Source organism: Paeniglutamicibacter antarcticus, from assembly GCF_039544305.1.
GTDB lineage: Bacteria > Actinomycetota > Actinomycetes > Actinomycetales > Micrococcaceae > Paeniglutamicibacter > Paeniglutamicibacter antarcticus_C.
Map to the genome: position 1 here is coordinate 1 of NZ_BAABLK010000036.1, position 22,697 is coordinate 22,697.

Consider the following 22,697-nt stretch of genomic DNA (forward strand, 5'->3'; position numbering starts at 1 on the left):
CAAAGTCCGACCCCACGCCGCCGGGTCAGGCCGCGAAGCCATGCCCAAAAACGCCGGTTCCGAGATCCCCAAACATTTTCCGGGAAAAACCCGAAAAGGACTTGCGAAAAAGATAGGGGCACCCCCCAGCACCACTGATACGACTCAGCATTGCCGGGGGTTTCGTCCGCGTCTTCCACCCAATGAGCTATGGATCCGCGTAACTGGGACAGGATGTGCGAGGTGGCCTCGCGGCTTTCTCCCTCTTCAACATTCCCGTCTTCCGGATCCTGTGTCTGGGAGCCAAGACGGCCCGCTGATGAGCTCGTTCATGATCAGCGCGATCGCGCCACCGGTAACGCCTGGAGCAGCGATCATCAGGACACCCAGCCCGAGGATGAACGGCAGGTATGCGCCGAATCTGATATTACCGCCCGTGCGCAGCAGCACCGCGATTGAGAAACAGGTGATCTTAACCGTCGACTCCGAAAGGTGGATGGTGGCACTCAGCGGCAGCACGAAGCCAGCAACTGAGGCCGAGACGTCATTTTTCTTCGTGGAGGCAAGCGTCACCGGAATCGTCTCAGTCAACGACGAGGTACGCGATGCTGTGAAGTACGCATCGCGCATGTTCGGTAGGGTCTTCAATGGGGTAACGCCGGACATCGAGCCTGCCACCGAGTACTGCGCGAGCAACACGACGAACGCCAGGGCAAAGGAGCCACGAGCCACGGGCTTCGTCACGACCGGATCGGCGGAGCCTCTGGCCGAAAGATCCCTGAAGATGCCGAAGGTGAAAAGTGGCAGTGCCGGCACGATGATGCGACGAATGACGATCTCGACGATCTGGACGATCTCGACGATCGAGCGCAACTCGACGGTTCCGCGAGAGAGCACCAGCCGTGAAAGGCCGTCCGAGGAATGCCGATGATGAATTCGAGCACGAGCACGCCAATGACCCCGATCACCAGATCGATAAAGTTATCGGTTGCCGAGTCACCCGCACTGGACACCACCGTGGGGTAGGGGTGAGACCCGATCCGGAATCGTCGTAGATAGTGTCAATTCCGCTATCACCCTTGCCGCCTACGTTGGTCATGTGCTCACCGCGGAAACAAGAACCGCGCCGGATTAGGTGAAGCCCACGCTGCGTGCATAGCCGGGGATACGGCCGTTGTATCGAAGCTCGACCGCCTAGCCTGTTCAGTCGTTGACGCCCACAAAATAGGAAATGATCCCGCCAGTCGAGACATCAAGTTCAACATCGGCGGCACGGTCCATCACTCCACAGACCCGATGGACAAACTGCTTTTCAATGTCCTGGAAATGATCGCCGAGTTCGAATCAGGTCTCATCAGCATGCGCTCCCGCAAAGGGATGGAAATCGTGCAGGCCAAGGGCCGGCTCCGGGGAAAACAGCACAAGCCCACCGCCAAGCAGGAAGTTCACCTCATCGATCTGCACACGACCGGGGACATGACATAGGCGAAATTGCGGCGCTGTCCGCCGTAGGCCGATCCACGGCATAGCGGGCGATTGAACGCAAAAGAGAACGTGGAGCCGGAGCAAACCGCCCCTTACGCTCGCACCAAAGAGTTCTGCCGATCGGTCCGAGAGACTTCGGATACTACATCTACAGCTTCTTTTGAAGAGGGCGCATCGAACGCAAGAGCCGCAACTCTTTTGCTGGCCGATTATGTCCAGCACGACCTACGAGACCTTTTCTATTGACTCTGGAGCCGTTCCGGGCTTGACCCTGACGCTACGACAGGATCTATCCTTTCGTTATGAGCCACACAACGCCGGGCCCCGAGCGCTCGGATACTTGGAAGATAGGTAAACTCGCGCGCGCAGCCGGCGTGACGGTTCGCACGTTGCACCACTACGACGAAGTCGGCCTTCTCAAGGCATCGGCCAGAAGTGACGCCGGTCACCGCCTATATTCAGCAAACGACGTCAATAGGCTTTACCGCATCCAATTCTTGCGTCGCATGGATTTTTCAATCGCTGAGATCACGCGTGCACTGGACGAACCCGATTGGCAGATAGGTCCGGCAATCGAGGCACACATAATAGACACGAACCGGAGACTTACCGCTGCTTCCCGGCTGCGAACAGCCTTGGAGACCATGGCAACAGGACTTTCCCACGACAGAGTTCCATCCACCCCAGATCTACTATCCGCCATGGAGGAAATGGCCATGCTAGATTCATCCGTTCGCAACACGATCTCAATACTCGTCTACGATGACGTGGAAGCCGCCCAGGAGTACATCACCCGGGTTTTCGGGCTCACCGGAGGAGCCCAAGACAAAGATGGTTCCGGGGCGGTCAAACACGGAGAAGTCCGAGCCGGTGATCACGTGATCTGGTTGCACCCTGCAGGGGAAGAATTCCGGTCTCCGCGCAATGCCGGAGGTGTCACGGGAATGACGGTAATAATGGTGGATGACGTGGACGAACACCACAAATGCGCAGTTGCCGCGGGTGCACAGATCATGCAGGAGCCCATCGACCAACCCTATGGAGCGAGGGAATACGGCACGCGTGACCATGAAGGACAGCTCTGGTTCTTCCACGCCCCCATCGATAACTAGGTGCTCCGGCAAACCAATCAACTTGTCGAAAGCAATCCGGGTTGGCACACGACAATCTTTTTCTCGAAGATGGTGCCCGTGCCTAAAGTTCGGAATCGGCCGCTTTCGTTTCAGCACCAGGGCGATGGAGTCTGTCCAGGGCGTACGCAGAGCCTGTAACATTTGGCCGAACATACGTTGTTGACAGGAGCACAGGTATGCGAGCGACAAGTATCATGACAAATCTTCACGTGGCCGACGTCGAGGCAGCAAAGGGTTTTTATACCGGCTATCTCGGGCTGAGCACCGAGGAATTCAATTTGGGCTGGGCGGCCCGCTACGTCTCACCGGAGACGGGCGCAATGCTCCAGCTCGTCTCCGCCGATGCGACAGCATCGGAAGATGCAGTCATCTCCGTTCTGACCGATGACATCGAGGGCGCCTATTCCCAAGCCAAGCAGCTCGGATACGAGATCGTTCATCCGCTAACGACCGAGCCCTGGGGACACCGGCGCTTCTTGGTCCGGGCTCCCGACGGAAATGTCATCAACGTCGGGTACCACTCGGACTGAAACGAGAGTTCGGGACAATCGCCGAAGAACGGCACACTTGCTTCACGCCAACCAACCGCCTCCTCAGCCAGTTACAGTGAACGGTGTGGCGTCCGATATGAGAACTACCCTCGGCTGGATCCTAGTGTGGGTCGCCTGCATAGCCGGTAGCGTGCACGCCGGATTCAGCGTGTATTGGGCCGTTGGAGGACAGTGGCTTCTGGCCACAGTCGGGCAATGGGCCGTAACGCTCTCTGTCGAGGCCCCACTGCGTGCCGGGCTCGTGATCGGCATGGTCGCCATGGGGAAGTTGCTGGCTGCGGTGATCCCCGTTGCCGTCGCCTATGGACGATTTCGGCGGCGAAAATTCTGGCGTGCGGTGAGCTGGGCCGGTGGCTTGCTTCTGGTTTTCTATGGAGGTTTAAACATGATTCTCAGCGCTGCCGTGCTTGGAGGGGCGATCCGTCCTGCGGATGGATATGACGTCGAGGCGATGATGGGTCATGCATGGTTATGGGACCCGTTGTTCCTCATGTGGGGATTGGCCTTGGTCGTATCACTCTGGTGCTCGCTCAAGGAACCTCTACCAACTACCTAGACCGATCGAATGCCGAAGAGTCCCAGGCGTTTTCTACAAGGGCATTCGACGCGGCGAGGAACCGACGGACGCAGCAGCATCGTCATCGGGTTTCCACGGCCCTTGTGCAAAATGTTCGCGAACATAGAGGTCTCCGCGTGGACAGGGGGGACTCTGTCCAGAGCCGCTACGAAGGCCAAAGCCGAACCCGTTCAGGCAAGGGCCTGCGAAGGCTGTGGCCGGGGACAAGCCGGCACGACGCCGCCATCGCGACATCCGGCTTTTGGGTATCCTACGTCCACACGTGTATTTTTCCCCTAAATCTCCGCAACAGCATTTGTCCACTTGGTGTACCGGACAGTGAGTGCAGGGAATCTTGTGCCTGACCCGCCATTTACCGAATCCTACTGGCCGGCCGCCTTTTCAGAAGCACCAACATCCAACTTTCCCATCGGCATGAAGGCCTGGGTCACGTGGCGCAGGATTTCCGGGTCCGGATCCCTTGGCAACGCGCCGAGACGAACATCAACGGGAGCATGCCGCCTTCAGGCACCGAAACGGTCCTTCAAACAACCGCACTGTCCCTCCTGCCCGCCGGCAGCGAGTTTGTCGCGGTAGTAGTCGACTTCGGGCTGTTCACAGCACATGACTTGAGAGGATATTTCTTCGTTGAACCTGAAATGAGGTCCACCATACAGCGCCACGAAAGGACGCCCATCCATCGTGAATTCACCCCTCATCGGCCCACTTGACGATTCCCGATGACCTTCGGCGTAGAGAGTAGGCCTGAAACTCCCCGCATTCGGAAAAGTGCCCGTATAGTATCAAGCGGCTGCCAACCCTCGTTTGGTAAACCACCGGCAGTTGTTCACTGCTTTCTTGGGTTGGGTCCTTGCCTCCGTCGCTTCGCGGTGCTGCCTCCAACTCATGCTAGAGACTTCCCTGCCCCGGAAATTAGGGCTGTGCGCCCCACGGAGCTTTAGGCGCGCTAGCGCGGCACCGGGAGGTACTGGGCACTTGGAACAATCACCTTGCCGAGCGGCATGAGCGAAATGGGGATCATCTTCAGGTTCGCGATACCCAACGGAATACCGATGATGCTCGCGAACATCGGTATCGCCGTCAGTACGTGCCCGATTGCAATCCAGATTCCAGCGACTAAAACCCATATGACATTTCCAATGGTCGAAAAAGCACCTACTCGCCCGCGATCAACCACCCTACGGCCGAATGGCCACAATGCATACACTGCGATGCGGAAGGACGCTATGCCAAAGGGAATGGTGACAATCAGGAGGCAGCAAATGATGCCGGCCAAGAAGTATCCGGCCGCCAGCCAGATTCCGCCAAAGAGAAGCCAAATAACGTTCATGACAACGGAGAGAGTGTTTCGCATGGTTCAAGCTTCGCCCACGAACCCGTGCAGCACCATGGGGTATCGCCCTGAGCGATCCCCCAATTCGCGGCTCCCGTTTCTAACGATTCGGACTAGTTCTACCTGCAGTGTGTCGAGGATTCGATTCGGTCCGCACGAACGGGCAAGATTATTGGATGCCGCACGCGCTTCGTCGAAAATCCTCTCTCTTTGTCCCCGGACCCAATGCCAAGCTTCGGCCAGAACTCTTGGTACGCATGGCTGGCGAGGGCCACGAGATCGGAAACCGCACCTGGAACCACCGGTCGCTGGCTTCGATGTCTTCCGCGCAGATTCGACGTGAGTTTGAACGCACCAACGCCGCCATCACGGTGACCATCGAGCAGCCCGCGACGTTGCTGCGTCCGCCCTACGGATCACATAACGCCATCAGCGACCGACTTGCCAGCACCCAGGTGATCCTGCGGGATCTCGACACCCTTGAGTGGAAACACCGCGACACCGAAAAGGTCGTCGACACTGCTGTTTCCCAGACAACGCCAGGCTCAATCGTGCTCCTGCACGACATCCGTTCCACCACGGTGGCTGCCGTGCCCCGGATATTGTCGGGCCTTCGCAATTGGGGCTATACCTTCGTCACCGTCAGCGAACTATTGGGGCCTGCCGGGCTCGAAGCCGGTGCAAGCTACTCCCAAGGACCACGCCCGATAAAACCATCGTCAGCCATCGGCGCCAATCCCAGCCGGTGAAGTTCGCTACCCTTAAGCCCATGAGCATTCCCCCAGAACACAAAATGCCCGCCAGCGGACGCGCCGTTGACGACCTCAGCTTTTACCGTACCGAACCAGTGTCGTTCGTCCGTCGCGGCAACCGCCTTCAGGGGCGGCGCGCAGATGCCTGGGAACGCACATCCCACAAGTACATCATCGAGCCTCCTCGGGACCGTTCCGACACCTCCGTGGGTGAGGGCTACGAGTTCGACCAAGAGGGCATCTACGGCCGCAAGGCACCGCTGATCGTGGAGATCGGTTCGGGCTTGGGCGAAGCGATGGCATTTGCCGCCAGCGAGCACCGTGACATGGATTTCTTGGCCGTTGAGGTGTACCTCCCGGGGCTTGCAGCCCTCATGGTCAGGGTGGAGAACAACGAGCTGGACAACGTGCGCGCCGTCCAGGCGAACGCACCCGAGGCCCTGGACTCCATGCTTCCCGCGGCCTCGGCCCAGGAGATCTGGATCTTCTTTTCGGATCCGTGGCACAAGATCCGCCACCACAAGCGCCGCCTGATCAAGGATTCGTTCGTTGAGAAGCTTGAACGCGTCTTGGTGCCCGGCGGCATAGTGCGTTTGGCAACCGACTGGTCCAACTACGCCGAGCAGATGCGTGATGTCTTTGGTGCTTCAGACGGTTTCATCAACCTGCATGCCGGGGAACGCTCCGGCGAGGACAGCAACCTCACCAAGGTCCGCCGTTTCGGTCTGGAAAAGGATGAGAAGGATCCCGGGTTCATCGACGGGCGTGGAGGCTGGGCACCTCGCTTTGAGGGGCGCACCCTGACCGGGTTCGAAGGCAAGGCGCTGAAGGCCGGCCGTTTGATCTTTGACCTGGCCTACCGCAGGGTCAGCTAGAAATCTGTCGCTCCGGGGTGGTTTCGGGCATTGCCCGGCACCACACCCGGCTTTTAACCCAGCGGTTCCTGCCCGGTCGTGATCAACGCTAGGTTGCGCAGGCAAAGGGTTCCCGGATCCCGATAGCCACGAGCACCGGGTGCCGCATCGGCGCGAAACTGCGAGGTGTTGTGTCCGGTGACCGCCGACAAGCCAAGCTCCGGCCTGGCGCCTACCGCGAATTCCCGTCCCGTAAACGGCTTGCGTCCCGAAAGCACCCGGCCAAGGCATGCCAGGTGGTCCCCCGGCGCCACAGCCTCGTACACGTGCCCGATTGGTACGCCCAACCGTTCCGGTGCATCGCAAAGATACCGGGGAATCCCGGCTGAGCCTATCGTTGCCACCGACTGCACCCTCATCGCGTATCCGGATTCGGCATCAAGGACCCGGGCGGCAATCGCCGCCGAGTAGGAGTGGGCCTCGAGTGCCAGATGGGGTCGGTCGGGACGGAGCCGGAGGAAGTCACCCAGGTCCTGGCCCAGCTTGTGCAGTCCCTTGCGGGCAGCAACACCGAGCAAGGCGCTGGCAAGGTTGGGTGCGGGATATCCGAGCCAGGCCACCACAGCCGGGGCGGCGATCCCAACCTTCTGCTGTTCAAGGTAGAGCTGGCCGGCCTCACGCACGCTACCCCAGAGGGCATTGCGGGCACGGATTCCTGTTCCCGATAGCTGGAAGGTCACGTGGGTGGCGGTGTCCAAGTCGCCCACGGCAACGGCAGCCAACGGTTCGCGGTTCGATAGCTCGAGGTAGAGGAGGTGGCGGGCCGGGATGGCCGGGTCCATGGATCCGCGTCTGAGCGCATGGGCCGTTCCGTCCAGCGCCTGGCGGTGGGTGGCGCGCAGCTTGCCGCGAATCGCACACAACGCCTCAAATCGGCGGTGCGCTGATTCAGAAAGTTGGGCATAGTCCCCGGCGGGCGCCATGCGGTCCTCCTCGAACGGTGTTGTCGGCGGCTACTTGCTGCGGGGCTTCCACACGACAACCGCTTGGCTGCGCCCGCGCGGACGCTGGCCACGCGCCATCGAGACAACGTCCCCGGTGCTGCCGGCGGCAAATATCCTGCCCTGGCCGGCAGCTTGGTGGGCGCTGCGCAGCGCGAAAACCTCGTGGCTGAGTTCGCCGACCCGTACGCGCAACGCAGCTACCTGGTTTTCCAGCTCCATGATGCGGCGGATGCCTTCCAGCGAAACCCCGTCCTTGGACAGCGACTGGATCTCGCGCAGCAGATCCACGTCGTGTTCCGAGTAACGACGATGCTTGCCGCCCTGGCGTGAGGGCGAGACCAAGCCCAAACGGTCATATTGGCGCAGCGTCTGGGGGTGCATGTCGGCTAGTTCGGCCGCAATCGAAATGACGAAGATCGGCCTTTGTCGGTCGTTGCCCATGATCCCTGCCTTTCCAGCGTTCGTTCCACCGTAGCTAACACATCGTGCGCGCCAAACACCCCGCGCCCCCCGGGCACTAGAGCTTTGCGCGCGCCATCAAGGTCTCGCGCGGGTTCTCGGACTTGGTCGCCTCGGCGAATGCCTCGATGGCGGCCTTGGCCTCCTTGGAGAGGTTCTGCGGGACAACCACCTCGAGGGTGACCAGCAGGTCGCCGGTGACCTTGGAGGTCTTGACCCCGCGTCCCTTCAGCCGCAGTGTCCGCCCGTTCGCCGAACCGGCGGGAACCTTCATCTTCACGGATTCCCCGGTGAGCGTCGGCACCTGGATTTCTCCGCCCAGGGTTGCCTCGTCAAAGGTGACCGGGACGTGGATCCGGATGTTGTTGTCCTCGCGAGCGAAGACCGGGTGCGCTTTGACGGCCACCTTGACGATCAAGTCCCCGGTCCCGGCGCCACCTGGCGAACCCTTGCCGCGGACCCGAACCGACTGCCCGTCCTTGATTCCGGCGGGGATCCGGACATCGATGACTTCGCCGTTGGCCTCTCTCAGGCCGATGGTGGTTCCCTTCATGGAACCGCCAAACGAAATCGTGGTGCTGGCCGTGCGGTCCGCGCCCTTGCGCGGGGCCTGCTGGCCGAAGCCCCCGAAGCCTCCCCCTCCTCCGCCGAAGAGGTCGGCGAATTCCGGTGGCACCTGCCCGCCGCCGTGCCGGGATCCGCCCCCGCCTCCACCTTGACCAAAGAGGTTGGAGAACACGTCCTCGAAACCGCCGCCACCGCCCTGCGGTCCGCCCTGGCCGCCGGCGCTGAAACGCGCGCCGCCGCCCATTGCACGGATCGCGTCGTATTGTTGGCGGTCCTCGGGATCCGAGAGTACGGAATTGGCCTCGGTGATGTCCTTGAACTTGCTTTCGGCCTTGGGGTCACCTGAGTTGGTGTCCGGGTGGTACTTGCGTGCCATCTTCCGGTACGCCTTCTTGATGTCCGCATCGCTGGCATCCTTGGAGACGCCAAGGGTGGCGTAGAAATCCTTTTCGACCCAGTCCTGACTTGCCATCAGGCGCCTCCTTCTTGTTGTAAAAATCGTGGAGCCTCACCGGCCGGATCTTCGCGGCGGGGAGAAAACTGTGGGGGTGTTCCACCAAGTGTGCGGCGGTCCGCCTCGATTCCCTTCGAGGAACCGGCGATCCGCCGCACATTGGTGGTGCAATACATGCATTTCTGCAGTTCTTGCCCTTGGTGCTTATTCCCCGAGGGAAACAATCACCTGGGCGGCGCGAAGGATGCGATCACCCTTCTTGAACCCGGTGCGCAGCACTTGGGCCACGTGGTCCGCCGGGATCTCGGCGTGCGGCTGTTGCAGCAACGCCTCGTGGATGTTCGGATCGAACTCCACACCGGCGTCGGCGATGCGCTCCAGGCCAAGGCCTTCAAGCACGCTGTCGAGCTTGTTGGCGATCGCAGCGAAGGGACCATCGGTCAAATCCCCGTGGGCCCGGGCCGCGTCGATGTCATCGAGCACCGGCAGCAGGTTGTTGAAGACCGACTGCACTGCGACTTCGCGGGCAACATCGCGGTCGCGCTCGACGCGCCTGCGGTAGTTGACGTACTCGGCCTGCAGACGCAACAGGTCGTTGCGCAGCTCGGTTTCCTTCTCGTTTGCCGGGGCTTCCTCGTCGACCTCGGTACCAACCTCGTTGAGAATGGCCTCGGCCTGGCTCAACGCGTCGCCCGAGTCATGTGCTTCATCCACGGGGGTTACCTCTTCGTTGGAGGAACCCTCCTCGGGTGTTTGCTCTGACATGGTTGATGCGCCTCCCTACTTCTTTTCGTCTTCGTCAATGACCTCGGCGTCGACAATGTCTTCTTCGGCTTCCGGAGCCGGCTCGCCTTCGGCGGCCTCGGACTCGGACTGTGCCTGCGAGTAGATGGCTTCGCCGAGCTTGGTCTGCGAGGTCTGCAGCTTATCGAACGCCGCCTTGACCTCGTCGTCGTTGTCCTGCTGCTCGAGGGCGGCCTTCAGTGCATCGACGTCGGCCTGGACCTCGGTCTTGACCTCCTCGGGCAGCTTGTCATCGTTGTCCTTGATGAGCTTGTCGACCGAGTAGGCCGCCTGCTCGGCGGCGTTGCGGGTCTCAGCTGCCTCGCGGCGGGCCTTGTCCTCTTCGGCGTGCTCTTCTGCTTCCTGGACCATGCGGTCGATGTCTTCCTTGGACAGCGAGGAACCACCGGTGATGGTCATCGACTGCTCGACTCCCGTGCCCTTGTCCTTGGCCGAAACATGGACGATGCCGTTGGCATCGATGTCAAAGGTGACCTCGACCTGCGGGATGCCGCGAGGCGCCGGGGCAATGCCGGTCAACTCGAAGGTGCCCAGGTTCTTGTTGTCTCGGGTGAACTCGCGTTCGCCCTGGAAGACCTGGATGGATACCGAAGGCTGGTTGTCATCGGCGGTGGTGAAGGTCTCAGAGCGCTTGGTCGGGATCGCGGTGTTGCGCTCGATCAGCTTGGTCATCACTCCGCCCTTGGTCTCGATGCCCAGGGACAGCGGGGTGACGTCGATGAGCAGGACGTCCTTGCGCTCGCCCTTGAGCACGCCGGCCTGCAATGCGGCGCCAACGGCGACGACCTCATCCGGGTTCACGCCCTTGTTGGCTTCCTTGCCGGCCAATTCCTTGACCAGCTCGGCAACGGCTGGCATACGGGTGGATCCGCCGACGAGGATCACGTGTGCGATCTCCGAGACGTTCACCCCGGCTTCCTTGACGACGTCCTTGAACGGCTTGCGGGTGCGCTCAAGCAGGTCCGCAGTCAGTTCCTGGAACTTGGCACGCGAGAGGTGCTCGTCCAGGTGGACCGGGCCGTCAGCGGTGACCGAGAGGTACTGCAGGGAGATGTTGGTCGAGGTGGCGCTGGAGAGTTCCTTCTTGGCCTGCTCGGCTGCTTCCTTCAGGCGCTGCAACGCGATCTTGTCCTTGGACAGGTCCGCACCCTTCTGCTTGGCCTGGGCCAACAGCCAGTCAACGACGCGCTGGTCCCAGTCGTCGCCGCCGAGGCGGTTGTCGCCCGAGGTGGAGCGCACCTGGATGGTGGAGAAGTCGTCTTCGTCCTTGCCGACTTCGAGCAGGGAGACGTCAAAGGTACCGCCGCCGAGGTCGAAGACCAGGATGAGCTCGTCTTCCTTGCCCTTGTCCAGGCCGTAGGCCAGGGCCGCTGCGGTCGGCTCGTTGACGATACGCAGGACCTTCAGGCCAGCGATCTCGCCGGCTTCCTTGGTGGCCTGGCGTTCAGCGTCGTTGAAGTAGGCCGGGACGGTGATGACGGCGTCGGTGACCTTTTCGCCCAGGTAGGACTCCGCGTCGGTCTTGAGTTTCATCAGCGTACGGGCGGAGATTTCCTGCGCGGTGTAGTTCTTGTCGTCGATGGCCACCGACCAGTCGGTGCCCATGTGGCGCTTGACAGAGGCGATGGTGCGATCGATGTTGTTCACGGCCTGGCGCTTGGCGATGTCGCCAACCAGGACCTCGCCGCTCTTGGCGAAGGCGACGACCGACGGGGTGGTGCGGTTGCCTTCTGCGTTGGCGATGACGGTGGGCTCGCCACCTTCGAGGACGGATACTACGGAGTTGGTGGTTCCGAGGTCAATACCTACGGCACGTGACATGGGGATGCTCCTTCTTACCTTGGGAAAATAAACCAACGCCAACCCAATTCCAATCGGTTGAGCGTTCTGGACTCAAGTTTACCAACAGGCAAAACGATGTCAATTCAAAGTTGAGTGCGAGTGGCTCAAGTTTGCTCTTTGCCGAGTCAACGAGACCCGAATACGCAGAAAAAACCTCGTAATTACAAGGAACTTAGAGTTTGCTGGGAGTGTTGTTCGCCGTGAGAGATCGGAACAAAAACACCAGTTCCACGGACCGAAACCCCCACGCAGCGGGCCAGCCAGTGCCCTTGGGCACGGTACTGCGCTCCTTGGAGGGCCGACGGACTAGGTCCCGAGAACAAGGTCCACTCCCAGGTAGGCCAGCAGGCCGAAGGTCGAACCCCAGAGAACGATGGAAATGACCTGCCAGAAAATGACCTTCTCCTTTGCCGCCCCGAAAGACACCAGTGCCAGGGAGGTGATTTGGCTCGGAAGGATGGTTTGGCCCAACAGGCTGACCCCGGCAATGCCGTATTTATCAAACGCTCCACGCAGCCTGGCGTACTTCTGCGAGGGCACCTTGTCCTTGGCGACCTTGCGACGAACGAAGTGGGCTCCGTTGACCAACAGAACCATTGAGGCGACGTTGCCCACGACAGCTGCAAGTACGGCGAACACCGGGTTCATGCCGATGACCACCCCGACAACGGCCCCGAAGTAGGACTCGATAAAGGGGACCGCGGCGAGAAGTGCCACGCCGATCCACTGCAACGCCGAAGGGAAAGAGGACGTGAACTCCTGCAGTGACTCGATCAAGGCGATTCTCCAACGTGGTGTTTATTGCTCCCGGCTGCGTAGGGGCAGCAGGGACACAGACACCCGGCCCAAGACCCTGGGCGCGGGCTTCCCCCAACGCTAGTGGGCCGGGTCTGCTCGACAGCTGTCCCAAAGGATGACTTTGCCAGGATCGCCGCGGAGGCGATTCCTTCAAAGGGATGAGCCCGAGGGATCACGCGAAACTTCATTAAAGACCACGTGGGCCTTGGAATGCAACAATTGTGGCATTCCAAGGCCCACGTGTAGAACCGGGAACGGCCGCCATCGGCGACCGGAGGGTTTTAGCGGCTGCGGTTGCTCGAGGCAGGAGCCGAGGCGCGACGCGGACCGCGTCCACGGCCTGCACCGGCTGCAGCTTCGACCTTGGACGCGCCCAAGGCCTCACCAATGGTGTTGCCGCCGCGCGGACGCGAACCGGCGCCCGAACCCTGGCGGTGGCCCGAGTTGTTACGCGAGGCAGCCGAACCGCGGTTCGGGACCGTGCTACGACGAGCTACGTCGCGGTCGTCCTGGCGCATGTCTGCACGACGGTCCGAACGGTTATCGGTGCGGTTCTCGGTGCGACGCTCGCCGCCACGGCCACCGGACGCGCCTGCGCCACGGCGCTCTGCTCCACGGCCGCCCGAAGCAGCATAGCCACGACCTTCGCCACGGTTCTCGGAGCGGCGTTCGTTGCCGCGTCCTGCCGAGGCATTGGCACCACGGCTTTCGCTGCGGCGCTCTCCACTGCTCTCGTCGCGGCTGCGAGGAGCCTCGCCGGTGTTGGCCTTGGCGGTTCCGCGGCCACCTCGACGACGGCCACGGCCTCCTGCGGCGTCCGAGTCCGTCAATGCCTGGGTGCGGACCGAGGCGGTGCTGCGCAGCTGCGGGGCAACATAGGCCACGGGCTCGGCGCGATTTCCCACGACGTCGGAAACGACCTGCGAATTGGGTGTCACCTTGACCATCGGGACCTTGAGGCCGGCTGCCTTGAGCAGTGACTTCACATCGGACTGCTGGTCCGGTGTCGCAATGGTGACGACGGTCCCGGAGGAGCCGGCACGTGCGGTGCGGCCCGAGCGGTGCAGGTAGGCCTTGTGCTCCGCCGGCGGATCGACGTGGACAACGAGCTCGACGTCATCGACGTGCACGCCGCGGGCGGCGACGTCGGTGGCCACCAGCACGCGGGCGTCCCCGGCCGAGAAAGCGGCAAGGTTGCGGTCGCGGGCGTTCTGGCTGAGGTTGCCGTGCAGGTCAACGGTGGGGATGCCGCACTTGGAGAGCCATACGGCCATCTTCTTGGCGTGGTGCTTGGTGCGCATGAACATGATGCGGCGGCCTGAGCCGGAGGCCAGGGTGCGGATCAGTTCCTTCTTGTCGTCGTTGGACACCATGAACACGTGGTGTTCCATGGTGTTCACCGCTGCGGTGGGTGCATCGACCTCGTGGACCGTGGGGTTGGAGAGGTAGCGCTGAACCAACTTGTCCACGCCGTTGTCCAGGGTCGCGGAGAAAAGCATGTGCTGGATACCGCGCGGAGCCTGGTCCAGGATGCGCTTGACCACCGGCAGGAAGCCGAGGTCGGCCATGTGGTCGGCCTCGTCAAGCACGGAGATTTCCACGCGGGACAGATCGGCGACGCGCTGCTTGAGCAGGTCCTCGAGACGGCCGGGGCACGCGATGAGGATATCAACGCCGGCGTTGAGGTCCTTTTCCTGGCGCAGCTGCGAAACGCCGCCGAAGACAACGGCGGTGCGAAGGTCAACGGCCTTGGCCAGCGGTTCGACGACCTTGGCGATCTGGGTGGCCAGTTCGCGGGTCGGTGCCATGATCAACGCACGTGGGAAACGGGCCTTGCGTGGTTTGGGGTTCGCTGCCAAGCGGGCAACCACCGGAAGGGAGAACGCCAGGGTCTTGCCCGAGCCGGTTTGGCCGCGGCCCAGGACGTCTCCACCGTTGAGGGTGGAAGGAAGGGTGGCTTCCTGGATGGGGAATGCGGTTTCGATGCCTTGCGATGCCAGGACATCAGCGAAGATTGCGGGCACGCCAAGGGAAGTGAATGAAGGACTCACGTGGTACTTTCTCTCAAAGCTTCGCACGACGGTTTCGGCGCGCGTGGTCGCCGAAGAAAGAGAGAGCCAGGCTGGTGCACGAGTTGTGCACCGCATGAACACCGAATTCGACTCGAGGTCGAGTCAAGTAAGACGGCGGATCGGGAAATCTAATCTGTCGACGCATAGACCAACAAGTGGTGAAGTGAAAATTCAACCTTGGTCGATCTACAAGTCTCTAGCCTAGCAGTTCCCGGCCCTTGGTCGAACGAGAGCTTCGTTACTTTGTCCGTGCCAGCTTGCTGGGCCACCATACTTTTTGACCGATGTCATGCACCAGGGCCGGCACCAGCAATGAGCGCACAACCAAGGTGTCCAGCAGCACCCCGAAGGCCACGATGAAGCCCAATTGGACCAAGAACATGATCGGAATGATGCCCAACGCGGCAAACGTGGCGGCCAGGACCACCCCGGCGCTGGTGATCACCCCTCCGGTGACCGACAACCCGCGCAACACCCCAGAACGGGTTCCATGGCCCAGGGATTCCTCCCTCACCCTGGTCATCAGGAAGATGTTGTAGTCCACGCCCAACGCGACCAAGAACACAAAACCGAAGAGCGGGACCGATGGGTCCGCCCCGGGGAAATTGAAGATCCCGTTGAAAACCCATGCCGAGACCCCCATGGCCGTCCCGTAGGAAAGCAACGTCGTGGCGACCAAAAGCACCGGGGCCAGGATCGAGCGCAGCAGCAACATCAGGATGACCAAGATGGCGCCAAGGATCAGCGGGATGATCTTGACCAGGTCGGCCTGCGCGGTCGCGGCGGTGTCGCTCAGGGTTGCGGTGGTTCCCCCAACGAGTCCTTCGGGATCCGCTGCGTGGACGATATCCCTCAACTCAACAAGCGTTGACTTTGCGGCTTCCGAATCCGCGGCATCGCTGAGGGTGATTGAGAGCAGGACCCGGTTTTCGACGACTTGGGGGTCGCGTCCGGCCTGGGCCATGGCAGGTCCGCCGTCGGCGGCCTGGATGTAGGCCGAGGCCACTCCTCCTGCGCCTTCGACCTTTGGCAGGAGGTTGCCGGCTTGACTTTGTTCGACAACTGCAAACACCGGGCTCCCGGTTCCGCCGGGGAAATGCTCGCCCAAAATCCCTTGCCCGTCGCGGGAGTCGGTTTGGCCCAGCACCAGGTCGCTCTGTGGCACACCGGAGGCCTTGAGCTGTGTCATGCCCAAGGCACCTGCGGCCAGCACGAGCGCGGTTAGCACCCAAATCGGGCGCGGGTGGCGTCCGACGAACCCCGCGACACGTCCCCACAGTCCCGGGGGAAGCTCCTCGGGGCCAAGCGGCGCGGCTTGCTTGGGCATGAATGGCCAATAGGCCGCGCGCCCCAGCAGAGCCAGCGCCGCGGGAAGGAACGAGAGTGCTGCGATGATCGAAAAAATGATGCCGCTGGCGCCGATGGGACCAAGGGCCTTGTTTGAGTTCAAGTCTGAGAAGAGCAGGCACAGCAGGCCCACCGTCACGGTGCCGCCGGAAGCCAGGATCGGTTCGACCGAACGCTTCCATGCCGTCATTGCCGCTTCCCAACGGTCCTGTCCGTGGGAAAGGGCTTCCTTGTGCCTAGCGACAAGCAGGAGCGAGTAGTCCGTCGCCGCACCGATCACCAGGATGGACAGGATGCCCTGGCTCTGGCCATCAAGCCGAATCCAGCCTTCCTTCGCCATGAAATACACCGCGAGGATGGCCGCACACAGTGCCGCCACCGCGGTGAACAGGACGACCACCGGCAGGAGCAAGGAGCGATAGACCAGAAGCAGGATCAAGAAGACGGCACTCAGGGCCACCCCGAGCAGCACGCCGTCGATGCCGGAAAACGCCTCGGACAAATCAGCACTGAATCCGGCAGGACCGGTCACGTAGGCTCGGGTTCCTTCGGGCGCCCGCTCGGCTAGTTCCGCGCGGAGCTTGTCGACGGACTCCTTGACTTCGCCGTTACCGTCAAGGGGAACAAGCAGCTGGGCGGCCAGTCCGTCCTGGGAGGCAAACGGGCCAACGATCTTCCCGTCCAGGCCCCCGAGGTCATCCAGCGATGCCGCCAGCTTCTTGATTTCGGTTTGGTCCAGCTTCGAGTCCCCCACCACCACGACGACAGCCGGGATCGCATCGGAGGTGCGGAACTTTGCCTGCCACTCCAGTGCCCGCGTTGCCTCTGCCGAGGCCGGCAGGAACGACGCCTGGTCGTTGGTCTGCACGTCGCTGAGCTTTCCGAAGGTCGGACCGCCGATTCCAGCGACACCAAGCCAGATCACCACCAGCACCACGGCCAACAGTGCACGCAGGACGGCTTTTCCGGTCCCGCGGCCCGAACCCTTGGCCGGGCCGCGGGTGTCCGCCTCGGTGTCCTTCAGGTGTTTTCCCACGGTGTTCTCCCTCGTTGCGCGGGCAGAGCCCCGCTTCATGCAAAATGTGCCTGCCCCAAAGAGTATTTCCATTATGGAACTAATTCAAGCTGCGGCATACAATGGTTCCCATGGACCCAGCCGCCGCCTTTGAACTCGTGATGCTCCTGCAGCAATTCGGGCAGGCCTCGGACCGGTACGTGGAATCCACCGGAACGCGCTACCGCACGCACCGCACCGACATGAATGCACTCTCGGTGATCATCGGCTTTGAGCGCGAGGGAACCTGCCCCACTCCCGGTGACCTCTCACGCATCCTGCAACTAAGCTCGCCGGCCACCAGTGCGATGCTCGACCGGCTCGAACGCATGGGCCACATCCAACGCTTGCGCATCGACAAGGACCGCCGCGTGGTGCGCATCAAGGCCACACCCAAGGCCCATGCCGATGGCAAGGCCATGTTCGCACCCCTGGCAACCAGCATGATGGGTGTTATCTCCGCATACACCCAGGAGGAGGTGAAGCTGATCTCGCGCTTCATGTCCGATGCAGCCGCCGGGGTGGACAAGGCCCGCCAAGACGGTGAAAATACGTAGGGCACACTACCCTCAGAGCGCAGGGACCAGCCCCGCTGCGGGCACCGGTTCCCAGTGGCGACCCACGATGGGGAATTGCACGTTCGCCTTCGCTTTTCGGCAGCTTCCCATGGCCGGAGGGCGCGAATCCCACTAGGCTCTGGTTCATGCTCCCCGGCCGCGTGCCCCCGCGCCGCAGACCCCAAAGAAGCCCAACATGTCGATCAATGCCAGCAGCCCGCACGCTTCCAATCCCCTTGCCGCAGGGTTCAACTCGGCCACGGCCCTTGATTTTCCTTCCGCGTTCCGTTTTGGCTCGGCCACGGCTGCCTTCCAGGTTGAGGGTGCCAGCGGAGAAGACGGACGCCAGGAATCCATCTGGGACGCCTTCTGCAAGGTTCCCGGCGCGGTGTTCGGCGGCCATGACGGCTCCGTTGCCGCCGACCACTATCACCGGATGCCCCAGGACGTCGCGCTGATGGCAGATCTGGGTCTGGACACCTACCGCTTCTCCACCTCTTGGCCGCGCATCAAGCCCGGGGACGGGAAACTGAATCCGACGGGCCTGGACTTCTATTCCCGGCTCGTCGATGAATTGCTGGAACACGAGATCTCTCCCTGGCTCACCCTCTACCACTGGGACCTTCCCCAGGCGTTGGGCGAGCGCGGCGGCTGGGCGAACAGGGACACCGCCTACCGCTTCGCCGACTACGCCCTGGAGGTGTTCGAACACCTCGGGGACCGGGTTTCCGACTGGACCACACTGAACGAACCTTGGTGCTCATCCTTCCTTTCCCACGCCGGCGGCGAACACGCCCCGGGGCACACCGCCCCTTCCGAGGCAGTGGCAGCGGCGCACCACCTGCTCCTGGGCCACGGCCTGGCCACATCGGCCATGCGGGAGGCCGCCGGTCCCGGGCACCGCCTGGGAATCACACTGAACTTCACGCTCGCCGATCCAGCGGATCCGGACTCCCCCGCGGACACCGATGCCGCTCGACGCATCGACGGGTCCTTCAACAGGGTCTTCCTGGACCCCGTCTTTCGCGGCAGCTACCCCTCCGACGTACTTGAGGACATGGCGCAGGCCGGACTGGGCCGCCACATCCGGGACAACGACATGGAGATCATTGCCGCACCGATCAACGTGTTGGGCGTGAACTACTACAACGGGGTCATGGTGGCCGGCCCCGTCGACCCACCCATCGCGGATTCGGAACTGGCGTTCGCCTCCGAACGGGGGCTGGCACGCAGGTCCCCGATGGTGGGCAGCGAACGGGTGCAGGAGATCTCCCGCGGACTGCCGCGCACCGCCATGGGCTGGGAGGTGCAGCCCGAGGGCCTTGAACGACTGCTGCTTCGCCTGCAGGACCAGTACACCGGGCCAGCCGGCATCCCCATGGTGATCACCGAGAACGGTGCCGCCTACCAGGATGTGCCCGATGCAGACGGGTTTGTCGATGACAGCCGGGACCGCCTGGCTTTCATCGATGCACACCTGCGGGCGGTGCACCGCGCCATGGAACGCGGCGCCGATGTCCGGGGGTATCTGGTGTGGTCCCTGTTGGATAACTTCGAATGGGCTTTTGGCTATTCCAAGCGCTTTGGGATCGTGCGCGTCGACTACGAATCCCAGCGGCGCATCCCCAAGGCCTCGGCGCTGTGGTACGCCCGCGTTGCCGCATCGCACCAAGTCCCGGCATGGACCTAGCCGGCCTCCGCGTGAGCCGGTCCTCGCGGGCGCGGCGCCGGGGCCACTGACGGTACGGTTTGCAGCGGCGCTACCCTAAGCTTGTGCGGTGACTCTTTCCCTTTGGCTTTCGCTGCTTGGCGCCTCCACGCTAATCAGCTTCACCCCCGGAGCCGGGGCCATCAACACCATGACCAACTCCCTGAACTCCGGCTTCCGCCGGTCCATGTGGGGCATCCTGGGCCAGCAGGCCGCCCTACTGGTCCACGTGGTCATCGTTGCCGCCGGGGTGGGGCTGCTGGTCTCGCGTTCCCCGGTGTTCTTTACCGCCATCCGATACGCCGGTGCCGCCTACCTGGTGTATCTGGGGGTCCGACTGATCCTGGCCAAGGCGCAGGAGAGCGGGGACATCGATGTGCGCGGGCGCGAATCGGCTGCCTCGATGTTCCGTCGCGGGTTGTGGGTCAACCTGCTCAACCCCAAGGCGATCGTTTTCTTCCTGGCGTTCACCCCGCAATTCATCAGGCTTGATGCCCCGGTGCTCTCGCAATACCTGATCTTCATCGGCACCATCGTGGCGGTGGACATCGTGGTGATGTGGCTGTTCTTCGCCGCCTCCGCCAAGAGCTTCAGCCGCTTCACGGCGACCGAACGCGGACAACGGATCCTCAATCTTCTCTTCGGCACCCTCTTCATCTTCGTCGCCGCACTGCTGGTGTTCATCCACTGAGCCCGCCCCCGCGTCTTCACGACCAGGGTGCGGTTGTGAAGGGCACAATCCGATAACCATCGACCCTAACCGTGTTTAGCACTGTCACTAGGGGCGTAAGAGTCCTAGACTAAAAACATGTTTCGGATAATGACAGTGTGTACGGGCAATATCTGCCGTTCCCCCATGGCCGAGTACATGATCCGCACCGCGCTTGAGGATGCGGGGATCACGGATGTCGCCATCGAGTCCGCCGGTACCAGTGACGGGGAGGTCGGCCACGGGATCGACCCACGCGCCGCCGCCATCTTGCAGTCCCATGGAATCAACGCCGAGGAACACGTCGCGCGCACCCTGGACCCGGATTCGCTGCCCGGGGTAGATCTGCTGCTTGCCATGGACCAGGACCACCACGCGGTGCTCTCAAAGTTGATTCCCACCGATCCAGCAACACCTCGCCCTGAACTTCGCATGATGCGGTCCTTCGACACCTCGCTGGCTTCGGCGCCGATCGGGGAACAAGACATATACGATCCCTGGTTCGGCGATTCAGCCGACTTCCGCCTGTGCTGGCAAATGGTCAACGCCGCCATACCGGGAGTACTGGACTACGTGCGCGCCCACACCATGCCCTCACGTGGCAACTAACCCCGTCCTGGTCCTTGGCATCGATGGCCGCTCCGGAGCAGGGAAAAGCACGCTTGCCGCCGAGCTCGCCACGGCGCTGCGTCGCCACCGCGAGGTAGCACTCTTCCACCTGGAGGACATATATCCCGGCTGGGACGGGCTGGCTGCGGGCACCGCAGCCTATGTAGAAACGGTCCTGGGTCCCTTGGTGAACAACCAGGCGGCAACGTGGAAGACCTGGGACTGGGCCCAGGGCACAACCGGCGAGCCCTCCACCTTGTCCCCCGCCCCTGTCATCATCATCGAAGGCGTCGGCGCCGGCTGCGAGGCCGCCCGTCCGCTGCTCGACGCACTAATCTGGGTGCAGGTCCCCGAAGAAACCCGCAAGGCACGGGCCCTGGCCCGGGACGGGGAAACCTTCGCATCCCACTGGGATTCCTGGGCGGCCCAGGAAGACACCTACCTCTCCACGGATGCGGTGCCCGCCCACGCCGATATCACTATTCAGAACCGTGCCGATGGCAGTGCCACCGAGCACCTGCTGCGTGCACTGCAGGCCCTGCCTGCCTGCAACCGGGTATTGGCACCCGAACGCTCCCAGAGTGCGGCGCTTGAACCGCTGCACCGGATTGTGGATGCCGCCCCCGACGCCTCTGCGCTCTTCGAATCGCTCTTTGGCCAGGCACGCCACGCGGTGCTGCTGGAATCGAGCAACCTCGGCTTCACGGACCCGCGCCAGCGCAACCGATATTCCATCATGGGCGCAGCCACCACCGATGCGTGCGCGATCTACGAACAACGCCACTCCGCAGGAATCCTGCGCGAGGGCACCGCCACCGCGCGGATCACCGGAGGGTTCTTTGATTGGCTTGCCGACACGTGGGATTCGGGGCCCGCCCGGGCAAACCCCGCGGACCTGCCGTTCCTTCCAGGGTGGCTTGGCTACCTCGGATATGAGCTCAAGCGCGAAACAGGCGGCACCGACAACCACGTTTCCTCCACGGAACCCGGCGCCCCCGCCGACGCCATTTTGATCAGGCCTTCCAGGGTCGTGGTCATTGACCACCTTTGCTCCACCGTGCACCTGATCGCCTCCCCGGGCGCCGACGCCGACGGCTTCCTTGACGGGGCCGCAGCGCTGCTGGAGGCGGGCCCGGGCAACGCAGCCGTGCCGCCGCCCCTTGGTCCGGCCCCGCTTTTCACCCTGCGCGATGGGCGCACCGGCTATCTGGCCAAGGTCCGTGCCGCGAAGGAACAGATCCGCCAAGGCAACAGCTACGAAGTCTGTTTGACCACGTCCCTGGCCGCAGCCGCGATCGACTGCGACCCCTGGGAAAACTACCTGCGCCTGCGTGCCGGGAACCCCGCACCCTTCGCGCACTACCTGCGCTTCGGGGACTTCGCCAGCGCCAGCACGTCCCCCGAGCGCTTCCTATGCCTGGATGCCGATGGATGGATGCGTGCAGAGCCCATCAAGGGCACCCGGCCACGCGGATCAACGCAGGCAGCCGATGAAGCGCTTCTTGCGGACTTGGCCTCCTCCCCCAAGGACCGCGCCGAGAACATCATGATCGTTGACTTGCTGCGCAACGACCTCTCACGCTTTGCCGTGCCCGGCACGCTGTCGGTACAGCGCCTGTGCGCCATTGAGAGCTACGCGAGCGTGCACCAGATGGTCTCAACCATCGCGGCGAAACTGCTGCCCGGTGCGCCGCGTGCCGAGGCGATTGCCGCTGCGTTCCCCGCTGGATCCATGACAGGGGCCCCAAAGGTCTCCACCATGGCGATCCTCGACTCCTTGGAGGAAGGGGTTGCCCGCGGCATGTATTCCGGCGTCGTCGGGTACTTCTCCGCCACCGGTGCAAGCGATCTTTCCGTAGTGATCCGCACCCTGGTGATGAGCCGTAAACCAGGGGCCGGAACCTGGGACCTTTCCCTGGGGGTGGGCGGGGCGATCACCGCGGACTCCTCCCCTGCAGAGGAATGGGACGAGGTACGCACCAAGGCCTTCGGCGTGCTCTGCGCACTGGGCTCGGCCTTCCCCGACAGCTAGGTTCCGTGCACCACGTG

General features: G+C 62.6%; 21 protein-coding genes and 2 pseudogenes. 12 read left to right on the forward strand and 11 right to left on the reverse strand.

Annotated features, from left to right (window positions below; genetic code table 11):
* Positions 1–246 precede the first annotated feature (246 nt).
* Entirely contained in the window at positions 247–852 is a 606-nt protein-coding gene (locus ABEA12_RS13610; RefSeq protein WP_345468640.1) for a cation:dicarboxylate symporter family transporter, read from the reverse strand.
* Positions 853–1,134: 282 nt separating this feature from the next.
* On the opposite strand from ABEA12_RS13610, the gene ABEA12_RS13615 reads away from it, so the two are divergent.
* The 5 genes and pseudogenes from ABEA12_RS13615 to ABEA12_RS13635 all read left to right on the forward strand — a co-directional run bounded on the left by ABEA12_RS13615 (position 1,135) and on the right by ABEA12_RS13635 (position 3,704).
* The gene (locus tag ABEA12_RS13615; RefSeq protein ID WP_210102457.1) at positions 1,135–1,464 is read left to right on the forward strand and encodes a recombinase family protein; all 330 of its coding nucleotides are present in this window, start codon (positions 1,135–1,137) and stop codon (positions 1,462–1,464) included.
* A gap of 302 nt (positions 1,465–1,766) precedes the next feature.
* Positions 1,767–1,997, forward strand: a pseudogene (locus ABEA12_RS13620) (MerR family transcriptional regulator); the annotation flags it as partial.
* Between the two features lie 183 nt (positions 1,998–2,180).
* A complete protein-coding gene (locus tag ABEA12_RS13625; RefSeq protein ID WP_345468704.1) occupies positions 2,181–2,576 on the forward strand; it encodes a VOC family protein in 396 nt (131 codons plus the stop codon).
* Between the two features lie 197 nt (positions 2,577–2,773).
* Positions 2,774–3,127: a VOC family protein gene (locus ABEA12_RS13630; protein WP_210099904.1), complete on the forward strand. Its 354-nt coding sequence runs from the start codon at positions 2,774–2,776 to the stop codon at positions 3,125–3,127.
* A 97-nt stretch (positions 3,128–3,224) separates the two neighbouring features.
* Complete coding sequence (locus ABEA12_RS13635) at positions 3,225–3,704, forward strand: DUF3995 domain-containing protein (protein ID WP_210099903.1); 480 nt, start codon at positions 3,225–3,227, stop codon at positions 3,702–3,704.
* Positions 3,705–4,228: 524 nt separating this feature from the next.
* On the opposite strand, the pseudogene ABEA12_RS18725 reads toward ABEA12_RS13635, so the two are convergent.
* Positions 4,229–4,495: pseudogene (locus ABEA12_RS18725) on the reverse strand (VOC family protein); the annotation flags it as partial.
* Between the two features lie 176 nt (positions 4,496–4,671).
* Positions 4,672–5,079: a YccF domain-containing protein gene (locus ABEA12_RS13640; RefSeq protein ID WP_210099902.1), complete on the reverse strand. Its 408-nt coding sequence runs from the start codon at positions 5,077–5,079 to the stop codon at positions 4,672–4,674.
* A 155-nt stretch (positions 5,080–5,234) separates the two neighbouring features.
* On the opposite strand from ABEA12_RS13640, the gene ABEA12_RS13645 reads away from it, so the two are divergent.
* On the forward strand, positions 5,235–5,807 hold the full coding sequence (locus tag ABEA12_RS13645; RefSeq protein WP_210099901.1) for a polysaccharide deacetylase family protein: 573 nt from the start codon (positions 5,235–5,237) through the stop codon (positions 5,805–5,807).
* Positions 5,808–5,827: 20 nt separating this feature from the next.
* On the forward strand, positions 5,828–6,685 hold the full coding sequence (gene trmB, locus ABEA12_RS13650; protein WP_210099900.1) for a tRNA (guanosine(46)-N7)-methyltransferase TrmB: 858 nt from the start codon (positions 5,828–5,830) through the stop codon (positions 6,683–6,685).
* 53 nt (positions 6,686–6,738) lie between these two features.
* On the opposite strand, the gene ABEA12_RS13655 is transcribed toward trmB, so the two are convergent.
* The 8 genes from ABEA12_RS13655 to ABEA12_RS13690 all read right to left on the reverse strand — a co-directional run bounded on the left by ABEA12_RS13655 (position 6,739) and on the right by ABEA12_RS13690 (position 16,966).
* Positions 6,739–7,647 carry an alpha/beta hydrolase gene (locus tag ABEA12_RS13655; protein WP_210099899.1) on the reverse strand — a complete coding sequence of 303 codons (909 nt, stop codon included), beginning with the start codon at positions 7,645–7,647 and terminating at the stop codon, positions 6,739–6,741.
* Positions 7,648–7,677: 30 nt separating this feature from the next.
* A complete protein-coding gene (locus ABEA12_RS13660; protein ID WP_210099898.1) occupies positions 7,678–8,109 on the reverse strand; it encodes a heat shock protein transcriptional repressor HspR in 432 nt (143 codons plus the stop codon).
* 76 nt (positions 8,110–8,185) lie between these two features.
* Entirely contained in the window at positions 8,186–9,166 is a 981-nt protein-coding gene (locus ABEA12_RS13665; RefSeq protein WP_210099897.1) for a DnaJ C-terminal domain-containing protein, read from the reverse strand.
* Positions 9,167–9,352: 186 nt separating this feature from the next.
* Positions 9,353–9,913, reverse strand: a complete 561-nt coding sequence (locus tag ABEA12_RS13670) for a nucleotide exchange factor GrpE (RefSeq protein WP_210099896.1) — start codon at positions 9,911–9,913, stop codon at positions 9,353–9,355.
* 15 nt (positions 9,914–9,928) lie between these two features.
* Positions 9,929–11,773, reverse strand: coding sequence for a molecular chaperone DnaK (dnaK, locus tag ABEA12_RS13675; protein ID WP_210099895.1), 1,845 nt, complete (start codon positions 11,771–11,773; stop codon positions 9,929–9,931).
* Between the two features lie 327 nt (positions 11,774–12,100).
* Positions 12,101–12,571, reverse strand: coding sequence for a hypothetical protein (locus ABEA12_RS13680; protein WP_210099894.1), 471 nt, complete (start codon positions 12,569–12,571; stop codon positions 12,101–12,103).
* A 302-nt stretch (positions 12,572–12,873) separates the two neighbouring features.
* On the reverse strand, positions 12,874–14,643 hold the full coding sequence (locus ABEA12_RS13685) for a DEAD/DEAH box helicase (protein WP_210099893.1): 1,770 nt from the start codon (positions 14,641–14,643) through the stop codon (positions 12,874–12,876).
* A 259-nt stretch (positions 14,644–14,902) separates the two neighbouring features.
* Complete coding sequence (locus tag ABEA12_RS13690; RefSeq protein WP_345468706.1) at positions 14,903–16,966, reverse strand: MMPL family transporter; 2,064 nt, start codon at positions 16,964–16,966, stop codon at positions 14,903–14,905.
* A gap of 191 nt (positions 16,967–17,157) precedes the next feature.
* On the opposite strand from ABEA12_RS13690, the gene ABEA12_RS13695 reads away from it, so the two are divergent.
* From ABEA12_RS13695 to ABEA12_RS13715, 5 genes are all read left to right on the forward strand, one after another.
* A complete protein-coding gene (locus tag ABEA12_RS13695; RefSeq protein WP_210099891.1) occupies positions 17,158–17,622 on the forward strand; it encodes a MarR family transcriptional regulator in 465 nt (154 codons plus the stop codon).
* Between the two features lie 196 nt (positions 17,623–17,818).
* Positions 17,819–19,312 (forward strand): glycoside hydrolase family 1 protein, encoded by a 1,494-nt coding sequence (locus ABEA12_RS13700; protein ID WP_210099890.1) that lies wholly within the window; start codon positions 17,819–17,821, stop codon positions 19,310–19,312.
* A gap of 88 nt (positions 19,313–19,400) precedes the next feature.
* Positions 19,401–20,021 carry a LysE family transporter gene (locus ABEA12_RS13705; RefSeq protein ID WP_210099889.1) on the forward strand — a complete coding sequence of 207 codons (621 nt, stop codon included), beginning with the start codon at positions 19,401–19,403 and terminating at the stop codon, positions 20,019–20,021.
* Between the two features lie 129 nt (positions 20,022–20,150).
* On the forward strand, positions 20,151–20,648 hold the full coding sequence (locus tag ABEA12_RS13710; RefSeq protein ID WP_345468647.1) for a low molecular weight protein-tyrosine-phosphatase: 498 nt from the start codon (positions 20,151–20,153) through the stop codon (positions 20,646–20,648).
* Positions 20,638–22,680, forward strand: a complete 2,043-nt coding sequence (locus tag ABEA12_RS13715) for a chorismate-binding protein (RefSeq protein ID WP_210099887.1) — start codon at positions 20,638–20,640, stop codon at positions 22,678–22,680. Before ABEA12_RS13710 ends, ABEA12_RS13715 begins: the two co-directional genes overlap by 11 nt.
* Positions 22,681–22,697 lie beyond the last annotated feature (17 nt).